12 protein-coding genes are annotated in these 12643 nt (G+C 66.7%); 6 read left to right on the plus strand and 6 right to left on the minus strand.

Annotation, left to right across the window (positions count from 1 at the left end):
* Nucleotides 1–151: 151 nt before the first annotated feature.
* Together G6N18_RS08940 and G6N18_RS08945 are read left to right on the plus strand one after the other, a co-directional pair.
* Complete coding sequence (locus G6N18_RS08940) at nucleotides 152–1324, plus strand: acyl-CoA dehydrogenase family protein (RefSeq protein WP_083002190.1); 1173 nt, start codon at nucleotides 152–154, stop codon at nucleotides 1322–1324.
* Nucleotides 1321–2145, plus strand: coding sequence for a mycofactocin-coupled SDR family oxidoreductase (locus G6N18_RS08945; protein WP_083002022.1), 825 nt, complete (start codon nucleotides 1321–1323; stop codon nucleotides 2143–2145). Before G6N18_RS08940 ends, G6N18_RS08945 begins: the two co-directional genes overlap by 4 nt.
* A gap of 11 nt (nucleotides 2146–2156) precedes the next feature.
* Here G6N18_RS08945 and G6N18_RS08950 read toward each other — a convergent pair whose 3' ends face one another.
* Nucleotides 2157–2609 (minus strand): MaoC family dehydratase, encoded by a 453-nt coding sequence (locus tag G6N18_RS08950; RefSeq protein ID WP_083002024.1) that lies wholly within the window; start codon nucleotides 2607–2609, stop codon nucleotides 2157–2159.
* Between the two features lie 19 nt (nucleotides 2610–2628).
* Nucleotides 2629–3525 (minus strand): formyltetrahydrofolate deformylase, encoded by an 897-nt coding sequence (gene purU / locus G6N18_RS08955; RefSeq protein ID WP_083002026.1) that lies wholly within the window; start codon nucleotides 3523–3525, stop codon nucleotides 2629–2631.
* Nucleotides 3526–3706: 181 nt separating this feature from the next.
* Here purU and G6N18_RS08960 point away from each other — a divergent pair, with 181 nt between their 5' ends.
* From G6N18_RS08960 to G6N18_RS08970, 3 genes are all read left to right on the plus strand, one after another.
* Nucleotides 3707–4945, plus strand: a complete 1239-nt coding sequence (locus tag G6N18_RS08960; protein ID WP_083002027.1) for an acyl-CoA dehydrogenase family protein — start codon at nucleotides 3707–3709, stop codon at nucleotides 4943–4945.
* Between the two features lie 12 nt (nucleotides 4946–4957).
* On the plus strand, nucleotides 4958–6082 hold the full coding sequence (locus G6N18_RS08965) for an acyl-CoA dehydrogenase family protein (RefSeq protein WP_083002029.1): 1125 nt from the start codon (nucleotides 4958–4960) through the stop codon (nucleotides 6080–6082).
* Nucleotides 6083–6175: 93 nt separating this feature from the next.
* Nucleotides 6176–7051 carry a universal stress protein gene (locus G6N18_RS08970; protein ID WP_083002031.1) on the plus strand — a complete coding sequence of 292 codons (876 nt, stop codon included), beginning with the start codon at nucleotides 6176–6178 and terminating at the stop codon, nucleotides 7049–7051.
* A gap of 23 nt (nucleotides 7052–7074) precedes the next feature.
* Here G6N18_RS08970 and G6N18_RS08975 read toward each other — a convergent pair whose 3' ends face one another.
* The 3 genes from G6N18_RS08975 to G6N18_RS08985 are packed head-to-tail and all read right to left on the minus strand — an operon-like array spanning nucleotide 7075 to nucleotide 9875.
* Nucleotides 7075–7707, minus strand: a complete 633-nt coding sequence (locus tag G6N18_RS08975; protein WP_083002032.1) for a TetR/AcrR family transcriptional regulator — start codon at nucleotides 7705–7707, stop codon at nucleotides 7075–7077.
* Nucleotides 7708–7710: 3 nt separating this feature from the next.
* Entirely contained in the window at nucleotides 7711–8802 is a 1092-nt protein-coding gene (locus G6N18_RS08980; RefSeq protein WP_083002034.1) for an NAD(P)H-dependent amine dehydrogenase family protein, read from the minus strand.
* Nucleotides 8799–9875, minus strand: a complete 1077-nt coding sequence (locus tag G6N18_RS08985) for a Rieske 2Fe-2S domain-containing protein (RefSeq protein ID WP_083002036.1) — start codon at nucleotides 9873–9875, stop codon at nucleotides 8799–8801. Before G6N18_RS08985 ends, G6N18_RS08980 begins: the two co-directional genes overlap by 4 nt.
* Before the next feature lie 118 nt (nucleotides 9876–9993).
* Between G6N18_RS08985 and G6N18_RS08990 the strand changes: the two genes are divergently transcribed.
* A complete protein-coding gene (locus tag G6N18_RS08990; RefSeq protein ID WP_083002037.1) occupies nucleotides 9994–10908 on the plus strand; it encodes an NAD(P)H-dependent flavin oxidoreductase in 915 nt (304 codons plus the stop codon).
* 181 nt (nucleotides 10909–11089) lie between these two features.
* Here G6N18_RS08990 and G6N18_RS08995 read toward each other — a convergent pair whose 3' ends face one another.
* Nucleotides 11090–12436 carry a hypothetical protein gene (locus G6N18_RS08995; protein ID WP_109749449.1) on the minus strand — a complete coding sequence of 449 codons (1347 nt, stop codon included), beginning with the start codon at nucleotides 12434–12436 and terminating at the stop codon, nucleotides 11090–11092.
* Between the last annotated feature and the right edge of the window lie 207 nt (nucleotides 12437–12643).

The raw sequence follows: 12643 nt of genomic DNA on the forward strand, positions 1-12643 counted from the left end.
TCGTCGCGCGGAGCCCGTCGAGGGCCCCATCGGTCGAACATCATATTTCATATATGATCGCGCCAGTCCGGGGTGCCGGATGTTGATCACCGCTCGACTCGGGTCGAGATGAATGTTCGCGGCGAAGAAGCAGCAGAAGGAGCACCAGGCGATGACGACGGCCGAGGTCAGCGACGAGGACTTCCAGGAGATCCTGGCGCAGACTCGTCACGTCATCCGGACCGCGGTGATCCCGCGTGAACAGGAGATCTTGACCAGCGACAGGGTGCCCGACGACCTGCGCGAGCAGGTCAAGAAGATGGGACTGTTCGGCTACGCGATCCCCCAGGAGTGGGGCGGTCTGGGGTTGAACCTGTCGCAGGACGTCGAATTGGCGATGGAACTCGGTTACACCTCGCTGGCCCTGCGGTCCATGTTCGGCACCAACAACGGCATCGCCGGGCAGGTCCTCGTCGGGTTCGGCACCGATGAACAGAAAGCGCGCTGGCTCGAGCCGATGGCGACCGGCGACGTCGTCGCGTCGTTCGCGCTGACCGAACCCGGCGCCGGGTCCAATCCCGCCGGTCTGCGCACCAAAGCCGCCGCGCGAGAAACGGATTGGGTCATTACCGGGCAGAAGCGGTTCATCACCAACGCGCCGACGGCCGACCTGTTTGTCGTCTTCGCGCGCACGCGTCCGGCCGACGCGGACGGCGCCGGCATCGCGGTGTTCCTGGTGCCCGCCGACGCCGCGGGCGTCCACGTCGGCGTCAAGGACGCGAAGATGGGTCAGGAAGGCGCCTGGACGGCCGACGTCAGCTTCGACGACGTGCGCGTGCCGGCCGAGGCCCTCGTCGGCGGTAGCGAGGACATCGGCTACCGGGCCGCGATGATCTCGTTGGCGCGCGGGCGTGTGCACATCGCCGCGCTGGCCGTCGGGGCCGCACAGCGCGCGCTCGACGAGTCGGTGGCCTACGCCGCCACCGCGACACAGGGCGGCGTCCCGATCGGCGACTTCCAACTGGTGCAGGCGATGATCGCCGACCAGCAGACCGGCGTACTGGCCGGCCGCGCCCTTGTCCGCGATACTGCACGGAAGTGGGTCACCGGCGAAGACCGCCGGTTGGCCCCCTCGGCGGCGAAGCTGTTTTGCACCGAAATGGTCGGCGAGGTAGCCGATCTCGCCGTCCAGATCCACGGCGGCAGCGGCTACATGCGCGAAGTTCCCGTCGAGCGGATATACCGCGACGTCCGGCTGCTGCGACTCTACGAGGGGACCAGCGAGATCCAACGGCTCATCATCGGGTCGAACCTCGTCAAGGCTGCACAGCGGGAGAACACATGAGCGCCCAAAGACTCGCCGGCAGAGTCGCTTTCATCACCGGAGCGGCCCGCGGCCAGGGTCGCGCACACGCCGTGCGGATGGCCGGTGAGGGCGCCGACGTCATCGCGGTCGACATCGCCGGGAAGCTGCCGGCCTGTGTGCCCTACGACCCTGCGACGCCGGAGGACCTCGCCGAGACCGCCCGACTGGTCGAGGCCACCGGGCGCCAGATCCTCACCTCGGTCGTCGACGTCCGCGACGTCGACGGTCTGCGCGAGGCGGTCGACAAGGGGGTGGCAGAGTTCGGGCGACTCGATGTCATCGTCGCCAATGCCGGGGTGTCGGCGCCGCAGACGTGGGATTCCATTGCACCCGAAGACTTCCGAGACGTCATGGACATCAACGTGACCGGCACGTGGAACACCGTGATGGCGGGGGCACAGAAGATCATCGACGGCGGTAGAGGCGGATCGATCATCCTGATCAGTTCGGCCGCCGGCATCAAGATGCAGCCGTTCATGGTGCACTACACCGCCAGCAAGCACGCCGTCACGGGAATGGCACGGGCGTTCGCGGCCGAGTTGGGCAGGCACTCGATTCGCGTCAACAGCGTGCACCCCGGCGCGGTCAACACCCTGATGGGCAGTGGCGACATGATCGGCTCGTTGGGTCGGGCCATAGAGACCTATCCGCAACTCGCCCACATGATCACGCCCTTCCTCAATACGTGGGCGGCCGAGCCGGAAGACATCGCCGACGCGGTCTGCTGGCTCGCCAGCGACGAGTCGAAAAATGTGACCGCTGCGGCGATCTCGATCGATCAGGGCATGACGCAGTACTGACCGCCGCCGGATCAGCGGATGAAGCGGACGATCGACTCCGCGACGGCGGCAGGCTTCTCCGACCCGTCGATCTCCACCGTGGTGGTCATGGTCGACTGCACCGCGCCCTCGAGCTGGTCGATCTTCGTCAGCTCCGCCCTGGCGCGGATCTTGGCGCCGACCTTCACCGGCGTGATGAACCGAACCTTGTTGTAGCCGTAGTTGATCGCCATCGCGACGTTGCCGACCGTGTACAGCTGGTGCGAGAAGTGCGGCAGCAGCGACAACGTCAGCAGGCCGTGCGCGATCGTCCCGCCGAACGGCCCGTTCGCCGCCTTCTCCGGGTCGACGTGGATCCACTGATGGTCCTCGGTCGCGTCGGCGAACAGGTTGACGCGATCCTGGGTGACTTCGAGCCACTCCGTGGGGCCGAGCTGGCTGCCCTCGGCCGCGATCAACTCGTCGAGGTCGCTGAACTTCTTCACTAGTTCTCCTTCGTACCGGCTAGAAGACCACCGTCTGGTTGCCGTATCGGATGATCCGGTCCTCACAGTGCCACAGCACCGCTCGGGACAGAACCAGCCGTTCCACATCCGAGCCCAGGCGCACCAGGTCGTCGACGCCGTGCCGGTGGTCCACCCGCACCACGTCCTGTTCGATGATCGGTCCCTCGTCGAGGTCCTCGGTCACGTAGTGCGCCGTCGCGCCGACGAGCTTCACTCCGCGTTCCTTGGCCCGCCGATACGGAGCAGCGCCGATGAAGGCCGGCAGGAACGAGTGGTGGATGTTGATCAGCGGGCACCCGACCTCTGCGATGAACCGCGGGGTGAGGATCTGCATGTACCGCGCCAGCACCACCAGGTCGACGTTGCCGCGCAGCAGGTCGAGTTGGCGGCTCTCGGCCTCCTCGCGGATGTGCTTGGTCGCGGGCACATGAATGAACGGCACCGAGAACGGCCGCACCTGCTCGGCGAGGTCCGGATGGTTCGCGATCACCATCGCCACGGACATGTCGAGTTCGCCGCGCCGGTTGCGCCACAGCAGATCCAACAGACAGTGGTCCTCCTTGGAGGCCATGATCGCCACCCGTTTCGGTTTGGCCGCCTCGGTGAGCCGGAAGTCCATCCCGAACGGTTCGGCCACCTGCGCGGCGAAGTCACGTTCGAGATCGTCGCGGGCGGCGGTCAGGCCGGGCAGGTGAAAGATGGTGCGCTGCATGAAGGTGCCGCCCGATTGCTCGGTCGCGTGCTGGTCGAGCGAGACGATGTTGGCCCCCGCGCCGGCGAGGAACGCGCTCACGGCCGCGACGAGACCGGGTCGGTCCGCGCAGCGCAACAGCAGCCGCCCCACATCCTTGACCGAAACGGCGCCCTCCCCCGGACCCGGATGCTCTCCCGCCACCTGTAACAGGGTGTCATCCGACGGCGCACTACGTGGTCAAACCCCACGTCGGGGTTGCGCGACGACCCCGAGCGCGATGACCGGCGCAGCAGAACGGCCATTCACTTGAGCCACCCCCACTTCCGACGACATAGTCAACTAGGTTTACTGTGTAGAGCGCCAAGCAGACAGGGGATCGACGATGGACCTCAAGTGGTCGGCGGCCGACACGGCGTTTCGTGACGAGGTGCGCAACTTCCTCGACGAGAAGTTGACGCCGGAGCTGCGCCGCGCCGGTCGCCTCATGACCAGCGTGTACGCCGACCACGACGCGAGCATGCAGTGGCAACAGATCCTCCACGAACGCGGCTGGGCCGCCCCGGCCTGGCCCGTCGAGTACGGCGGCTGCGACTGGAGCCTGACCCAGCACTACATCTTCAGCCGGGAGTCCACGCTCGCGGGGGCACCCTCGCTGTCGCCGATGGGCATCCGGATGGTGGCCCACGCCCTGATCAAGTTCGGCACGGACGCCCAGAAGGACTTCTTCCTGCCCCGCATCCTCACCGGTGAGGTGTTCTTCTGCCAAGGCTATTCCGAACCCGAGGCGGGCTCCGATCTGGCGGCGCTGTCGATGGCGGCGGTCAACGATGAATCGGCTGGTGATCTCATCTGCACCGGTAGCAAGATCTGGACGACGCACGCCCGCGAAGCGAACTGGATGTTCGCGCTGGTGCGGACGTCGAGAACGCAGAAGAAGCAGCAGGGCATCACGTTTGTGCTCATCGACATGGCTTCCCCTGGCATCGAGATCCGCCCCCTCGTGATGACGTCCGGTGAGGAAGTGCAGAACCAGGTCTTCTTCGACGAGGTGCGGGTGCCCAAGGCCAACGTCCTCGGCGAGATCGATGACGGGTGGACCGTCGCGAAGTATCTGCTGGAGTTCGAGCGGGGCGGCGGTGCGTCCTCACCGGCACTGCAGGTGATGGCCCACGAGATCGCCACGGTCGCGGCCGGTGAGCCGGGACCGGGCGGCGGTCGACTGATCGACGACCCGGCCTTCGCCCGCAAGCTGGCCGACGCGCGGATACGCACCGAGGTTCTCGAGATCCTCGAGTACCGCGTGCTCGCGGCGGTGGCTCAGGGCAAGAATCCCGGCGCGGCCTCGTCGATGCTCAAGGTGCTGGCAACCGAGTTGAGCCAGGCGATCACCGAACTGGCCATGGAGGCCGCGGGCCCTCGCGGCCGCGTGTACCAGCCGCACGCCACCTGCCCGGGCGGGCCGATCGCCGAGTTCGAGCCGCCGCCGGATGGTTATCTCAGCGGCGAGCCCTGGCAGGCCGTCGCGCCGTTGCGTTACTTCAACGACCGGGCCGGCTCAATCTACGCCGGCAGCAACGAGATTCAGCGCAACATCCTGGCCAAGTCGGCTCTCGGACTGTGATGGGGGCATGAGATGGACTTCAACCTGAGCAAGGAACAGGAACTGCTGCGCGACGGCTTGAGCAAGTTCCTCGCGAGCCGATACGACCTCGAGAGCAGCCGGGCGACGGCCAAGTCCGGTACCGGTTGGCAGCCCGAGATCTGGGCCGGCTTCGCCAACGAGCTCGGCATCCTCGGCGCGGCATTGCCTGAGGACGTCGGCGGAATCGGGGGCGGCCCGGTGGAGGTGATGGTCATCGCCGAAGCCCTGGGGCATGCGCTGGTGGTCGAGCCGTACGTGGACACGGCGGTGGTGGCCGGCGGGCTGCTCCATCGTGCGGGTGGTGAATTGGCCTCGGCATTGCTGGAGCGGATCGTCGACGGGACGGCCATCGTTGCGCTCGCGGCGACCGAGGAAGCCTCCGGGCACAACTGGGCGGAGGTGGCGACCAGCGCGGAACGGGACGGCAACGAATGGGTGCTGCGGGGGTCGAAGATCGTCGTCGCCAGCGCGCCCCTTGCCACCCACCTGTTGATCACGGCGCGCACCACCAACGGAATCTCGCTGTTCGCCGTGGATCTCGGCTCTGTGGGGAGTGCGCTCGAGGCTCACCATTACCGGACGGTCGACGATCGCCGGGCGTCCGACCTCACCTTCGACGGCATGCGGCTTCCGAACAACGCGCTGCTGGGCGAGGAAGGACAGGCGTGGCCGTCGCTGGAGCAGGCACGTGACGAGGGCGCCGCCGCGGTCTGTTCAGAAGCGGTCGGGTGTATGCGAAAAGTGTTGGCCGACACCGTCGAGTACGCCAAGCAACGGCAGCAGTTCGGCCAGCCGATCGGCCGCTTCCAGGCACTGCAGCATCGCATGGTCGACATGTACATGGAGCTCGAGCAGGCAGTGTCGGCCGTCTACCTGGCGGTGCTCAACGTCGACGCCGAGCCCGATGTGCGCGCACGCGCGGTGTCGGCGGCCAAGGCGACCGTCGGGCGGGCCGCACGGTTCATCGGGCAGCAGTCCGTTCAGCTGCACGGCGGGATGGGCATGACCGAGGAACTCGCGATCGGGCACTACTTCAAGCGGCTCACCGCGCTTCAGTTCGAGTTCGGCACCACCGACTATCACGTCACGCGATACGCGGAACTGACCAAGGTCTGACCCAAGAATCGACAGAGGACCAAAGTCTCTGTTGGTGACGGCGGTTCGCGACGTAACGTCGAATCAGTAGCGCGCGTCGCGAAGGAGGCCACCATGACTGACGGTCCGACCGGAATTCTCGTTGGTGTCGACGGCTCGCCCGATTCGGAAGCCGCGATCCGATGGGCCACTCACGAAGCCCTCATGCGCGAGCAGCCAATCAGGCTCTTACATGCGATCGCCCCTGTCGTGGTGACGTGGCCCGTGGCGTATCTGGAAGCGAGTTACCTCGATTCGATGGAAGCGAACGGACGCGACGTTCTGGACCAGGCGCAGAAGATCGTGCAGGCGGCGGCCGGAGACAATGCGCCGCCGGCCATCGAAACGCAAGTGGTGCATGCCGCGGCACCACCGGCACTTGTCGCCGCCTCGCGGAAGGCTTACATGACCGTGTCGGGTAGCCGGGGCCTCGGCGCCATCGGCCGCGCCTTACTCGGATCGGTCAGTAGTGGCCTGTTGCACCACGGACAAGGTCCGGTGGCGATCCTGGGTGCCGGGAACGCCCGGCCCGGCGACGACACCTCCCCCGTTCTGCTCGGAGTCGACGGATCGCCGGCCTCGGAGGAAGCCACGGCGCTGGCCTTCGACGAGGCATCAAGGCGCGGTGTCGGGCTCGTCGCCCTGCACGCGTGGAGCGATGTCGGCTTCGGTTCCATCGGAAGCGACTGGGACCGCTACGAGGGCGAAGGTCACCGGATTCTCGCCGAACGCCTCGCGGGTTGGCAGGAACGGTATCCGGATGTGCAGGTGCAGCGCCGGATTGTCAGTGATGAGCCCGCGCGCCGGCTCGTCGAGCCGTCGGAGCAGGCTCAACTCGTCGTCGTCGGCAGCCGAGGCCGCGGCGGATTCACGAGCCTTGTGCTCGGCTCTGTCGCTGCCAAGGTGGCACAGGCAGCCGCGGGGCCGGTGGTCGTCGTCCGGCCCCGGTAACGCTCTGAGGCGCGGTCTCCGCGTCAAGCCTTGAGCTGGAGGTCGACGTAGGCGGTGACGACGTCGGTCAACGCCCGTAATTCCCGGCCGACATCGACTGGTTCCTCGACCGCCATCTTGGCCACCATCGCACCCATCAATGTGGTCCAGATGAGATTGCCCACCGCGTCGGCGTGCGTCTTGTCGAGCCCCTCGCCGACGAAGCGGCCGAGCCGGGTCAGCGTGGAGAACAACTCGGCCAGATGACGCTGGTCCACGTCGGCGCGACCGGTCCGAGTGGCGATCAAGATCTCCAGCGCCGCAATCGATGTCGAGCTCAAGAACGCATCGGCGACGGCGTTGATCACCAGTTCGGTGCGCGACCGCCCGGAGTGCTCGCCGAGTTTCGCTTGGACCTCGTGCAGACACGACGTGAGTTGGCCGAATCCCTCGTCGACGACGGCCATCAACAAGCCGTCGCGATCACCGAAGTGGTACTGGATCACGCCCCACGTCACCCCTGCGCGTTCGGTGATGTGCTTGGCGCTCGCGGCGCCGAAGCCCTCTTCGAGAATGCAGCGGACTGTCTCGTCGATGACCATCGCGCGCGTTCGGTCCGCCCGTACCTGCTTTCCGTTCGCCGGGCGGCGCGGCGCGACGTTGGCGCCCTGAGGCATGCGCTATCTCTTGAATCGTCCGGCGAACCCGCGCAGCGGCAGGTCCGCGCTGGTGATCAGCCCGGGGGGCGCTGCGACGACAGATCGGATCGCGTGCAGCGCAGGCATTCCCGTGACCGTCATCCCGATGGAGGCGAAGGCCTCGGGGTTGGACAGGTCCACACCGGGCTTCGGGAAGATCATGTGCTTGTTGTACACGCACGGGTCGCCCTTGATCTGGGTGATGTAGCAACCCTTGATGTCCCAGTGCGGATCGGTGTGCGGCGTCATCTGCCATTCGAGATGGGTCTCCACCCTCGGCACCCCGTCGACCATGCCCTGGTACTTGATGTAGTTGCCGCCCAACGACCCCTTAGGCAGCTTGTACCAGCCGAGGTCGACATCCTTTGTGCACGCGCCTAATTCGTAGCTGAAGTTGACCTCGTCGAGGTTCAGGTCGAAGCAGTCGGCCATCATCAGCACACTGTCGGCGAACACGCGGGTGTACTTCTCCAGCTTCCCGGGGATCTCGGGGTCATCCACGGGTTGGCCGTAGCCGACCTCGATCCAGGTGTCCTTCGAATGGTGACATGACACGTCGACTGACTCGATGGTCGTGACGTTCTCGATCTCAGCCACGTCGGCCGAACAGACCACGCCGAGAATCTGATTCAGCCCCGGGTTCATGCCGGTGCCGTAGAAGGTCGAACCGCCTTTGCGGCAAGCCTCGTCGAGAAGCTGGGACACGGGTTTGCCCGACGGATGCGGATGGTTGGTGTCGCGGTGCCAACCGGTGATCCAGTCCGCCGTCGTGACGACGTTAATTCCCGCCTCGAGAACCTTGACGTAGAGGTCCTCGTCGGGGAAGACGCCGTGAAACGTCAGCACATCGGGTTTGGCGGCGATGATTTCCTCGACCGTGCCGGTGGCGATCACGCCGACGGGTCCGATGCCCACGATCTCGCCGGCGTCACGACCGATCTTCTCCGGCGTGTAGCAGTGCAGCCCGACCAGCTCGAGATCCGGATGCTCACCGATCCGCTTGATCATCTCCGTCCCGAGGTTGCCTGTCGCAACTTGAAAGACGCGTGTCGGTCGTGCGGGCTGTACGGTCATTCGGCTCGGCCTTTCTCGGACTTCGTTGTCGGACGGGAGAATTCGAGGTCCACATCTTTCTCGCTCCTCGCGTGCGCAGCGGCGTTGCCACCGCGTCCGTCGGGATAGAACTGGGCGGCCCACTTGCGCAGCGCGGTGAAGCCCTCGTACTCGGCGGTCGCGAGCGCGGGCGGGTCGGAGTAGCGCTGGTGCGACCAGATGTGCACGTCCTGGGTGAACTGGCGGATGACCTCGGCACCGAAGTCGGCGGCCTTCGCCTCGGCCCGCTGATCGTCACGCCCAGGGCTACGGCCGATGTACACCATGAACCGGACGTCGGACGTGCGGTCGTCGACGGGCGTGATCGCCGAGATCGTGCGGTTGTCCACCATGCCCCAACTCTTCGTCACCGCGATGCCGAGCCCGCCGTTGATGGCCTCCACACCGCTTCTCACGTCCTCGATCGACTGGGTGTCGTCACCTTCGAACGTGATCGTGAAATCGACATACGACCAGGGGCCGGTGAAGTCGTGGCGGGTGAACACCGGGACGATCGGCGTCTTGTGCACGAACTTGAAGTGCGCGAAATCGACGCCGTTCTCCAGCACGTACTGCGGATGCAGTTCGAGTCGCTCACGGTGCAGTGTCATCGGCGGGTAGTAGTCAGCGGCACTGCTGCCGTCGCCGAAACCGGCGAAGACGTCCGGCGCGTCGAAGTAGGGCTCCCGGCCGTCGACGTCGTGCCAGATGTAGATCGACTCGTTGCGTTCGGCGACCGGATAGCTGCGGATACGACGGCCCCGGTTCGGGCGGTCCTGATACGGGATGCAGACGTTGCGGCCGTCTTTGTTCCACTGCCAGCCGTGGAACGGGCATTCGATGACCTCGCCCTCCACGTGTCCGCCGTAGCCCAGGTGGGCACCGAGGTGTTCGCAGTACGCGTCCATGACGACCGCTTCACCGGATGCCGTTCGCCAGCCGACCATCTCGCGGTCGAAGTACGTCATCCGCCTAACGTCGCCTGGCTTGATATCGGCCGACCACGCCACTTGGAACCATCCGGTCGGCTTCATCGACAGGGGTGGCTTGGCCATCGACGTCCTCTCGGGCTGCGCTGCCGCTCGGTCCGGTTCGGGACAAATCATAGAGCACTCAATGTAAAAATCGCCAGGGTGATTTCGCCGCGCGTCGGCGTGACCTCAGAATGGCTTCGTGGCCAACCGGATCCAGGCGCTTCTCGGCGTCGACTTTCCCGTCGTGCAGGCGCCGATGACATACATCGCACGCGCCGAGCTCGCTGCGGCGGTCTCGGAGGCCGGTGGCCTCGGCATGATCGAGACGCTGACCGACGGAGGGCGCGCGGATCTGCTCCGGGTGCGCGAACTCACCGACAAACCCGTCGCCGCCAACCTGATGATCCAGGGCTGGAAAGCCGACCCCTCAATCGTCGACACGCTAGCCGCGGCCGGGGTGGTCCACGTCTTCACTTCGGCGGGCGATCCTGCCTTGTTCACCAAACGCCTGCACGACGCGGGGATGACGGTTGTCCATGTCGTCGGTTCACTCAAGGGCGCTCGGAAAGCCGCCGATGCCGGCGTCGACGCGTTGGTGGTCGAGGGTGTGGAAGGCGGCGGATTCAAATCGCTGCTCGGCGCATCGACCATGGTCTTGCTCCCGCTGGTCGCCGAGAACGTCGACCTGCCGATCATCGCTGCCGGCGGGATGTGCGACGCCCGGTCGGCCGCCGCCGCGCTGGTGCTCGGCGCCGAGGGAGTCCAGATGGGCACCCGGATGCTGGCCAGCATCGAATCCGCCGTCCACGCGAATTTCAAGGACGCGATCGTCACGGCCGACGACGCGGGCACCGTGCTGCTCGACATCCCAGGCAATCCGACGATGCGGGTGTTACGCACCGGGTTGGCCGCGCGGGTCGCGGCCAACGACGCGAACGCCCGACTGTTGGGCAAGATCACCGAGTTGTACTTCGACGGCGATATGGACGCCAGCGTGGCCAACACCGGTCAGGTTTCTTCGCGAATCCGCGATCTGCTGCCGGTCGCGGAGATAGTGCGGCGCACGTGGACCGACATCGAGGCCGCGTTGGCGGCCGCAGGCTCGCGGGCGTAGGCGACGGGTTCGAGCGGACGTGCTCGGTGCGCTTAACGGGTTGATCACCCGCACCGGGTGCGTGGGATCAACCCCTTAGGGCTACACCACCGCTATCACCTGCCGCTCAGCGGGGTGTCGAGATCCTCGACGACTTTCTGGGGTGCTCTGTCATCGCGCCCACCGCGGATGCTGCAAAGAACTAGGCGACGGGTTCGAGTACCTGCGCCGACCGCGACGCCTCCGGACACACGGCGCGCTTGGTACGCGGTCCCCGAGCACGCTGGCGCAGAGCGACCAGTGGACCCGAGCGGACGACACCCAGCGGACCGGGCCCGGCGAACCGCGCGATGCCCGAGGCGCGCAGCGCCAGACCCGCTTTCGCTTGCCGGTAGCCCACCCGTACACCCGCCGCGGCGACGACGAGCAAGGCGCCGACGCCCGGCAACGCCACCGCCGCCAGCGCGGTCAGGGACGCGGGAACGAGGACCGCTTCGATGACGTGCTCGAAGATCGACTGCGCACCCGACGGGGCGCCGGTCGTCAGCGGCACAGTTCCCGACACCGACAGCGGTTCGCTGAGGCCGGTGGCGGCCACCGTCCCCAGCGCAGGACGCGGGGCCATGGTGCCGAACAGCGAGGTGCTCTCTGCGGGAGCCACCGCTTGCGGTACCTGCCCGGGACGCGGTCCGAACAGCGGCGCGTCGGCCGGGGTGTGCGCGCGGACGGGGTTGAGCGCCCCGCTGCTTCCGATCAGCGGTCGGTCCGGAAGATTGGATGAGGGGATCCCCAACATGGCCACGAAATCGCTGGGCACCCGAGTGATCGCACCGGCCACCGTCGTCACCATCTGCTGCACAGATGCGATGGCATCCGTGATCGGCGTCTTCGACGTTTGCAGCGCACTGAGCGTTCCGGGCACCGAATTCAGCACATCGGCGAACGTGTTGACCACATTCGTGACCGGCCCGGTCGTCCGGGAAAGGGGTGCCGCCTGGTTAGCCGGCGGGGCCGGGGGCGCCGCCGTCGCCGTCGGGGCCACCGAGGCTTCCGCGGCCGGTGTCGTCGCCGCAGCGGGGACCGAGGACGCGCCATCCGCCGAGGCGTCTGCAGTCACTGTCGGCGCCGGGGCCTCGGTGCTGGGCGCCGTCTCGATGGTCTCCTCTTCGGCGGCGGACGCGGACTCCGGATCGGTCGAGAGTGACTCGACGTCGTCGGACTCGGTGCCCTCTTCCGCATCATCGGCGCCGGCCGACGTGGTGGTCTGATCCTCGGATCCGCTCTGCCGCGTCGCGGACAGCCGCGAGGTGGAGTTTGTGGTCGAGTTGGCGCCGCTGAGCGTTCCGCCCGGATCGGACTTCGCCGCGCTTGCAGTGCTTGCGGCGCTTGCGGCGCTCGACGCGCTTCCACCCGACGCGCCGGTGCTCTGGTTGCTGCTTGCCGATCCTTGGCTGGACCCCGCGCCACCGCCACCCGCGCCGTCACCCGAATCGGAGTCCGCAGCGGCGATCGCGCTGCCGACGCTGAAAAACAGTCCGGCAGCGAGCACGCAGACACCCGCCGTAATGCGCAAAGGTGACGTAGGAATGATCGCCTCCGTCCAAAAAGAACCCTCGTACGGAGGGTCTCGAAGGAGATTGTCGCATAAAACAGGCTCAGCAATACAGAGTTACCGCTGGGCTCGGCGCACGGCTCGGTGCCCGGCTTTGCCCGCCGCGCGAACCGCGCGGGCCTGGTGTTCGTTCTAAGCGGACAG

The sequence above is a fragment of the Mycolicibacterium celeriflavum genome, assembly GCF_010731795.1.
GTDB classification, from domain to species: domain Bacteria; phylum Actinomycetota; class Actinomycetes; order Mycobacteriales; family Mycobacteriaceae; genus Mycobacterium; species Mycobacterium celeriflavum.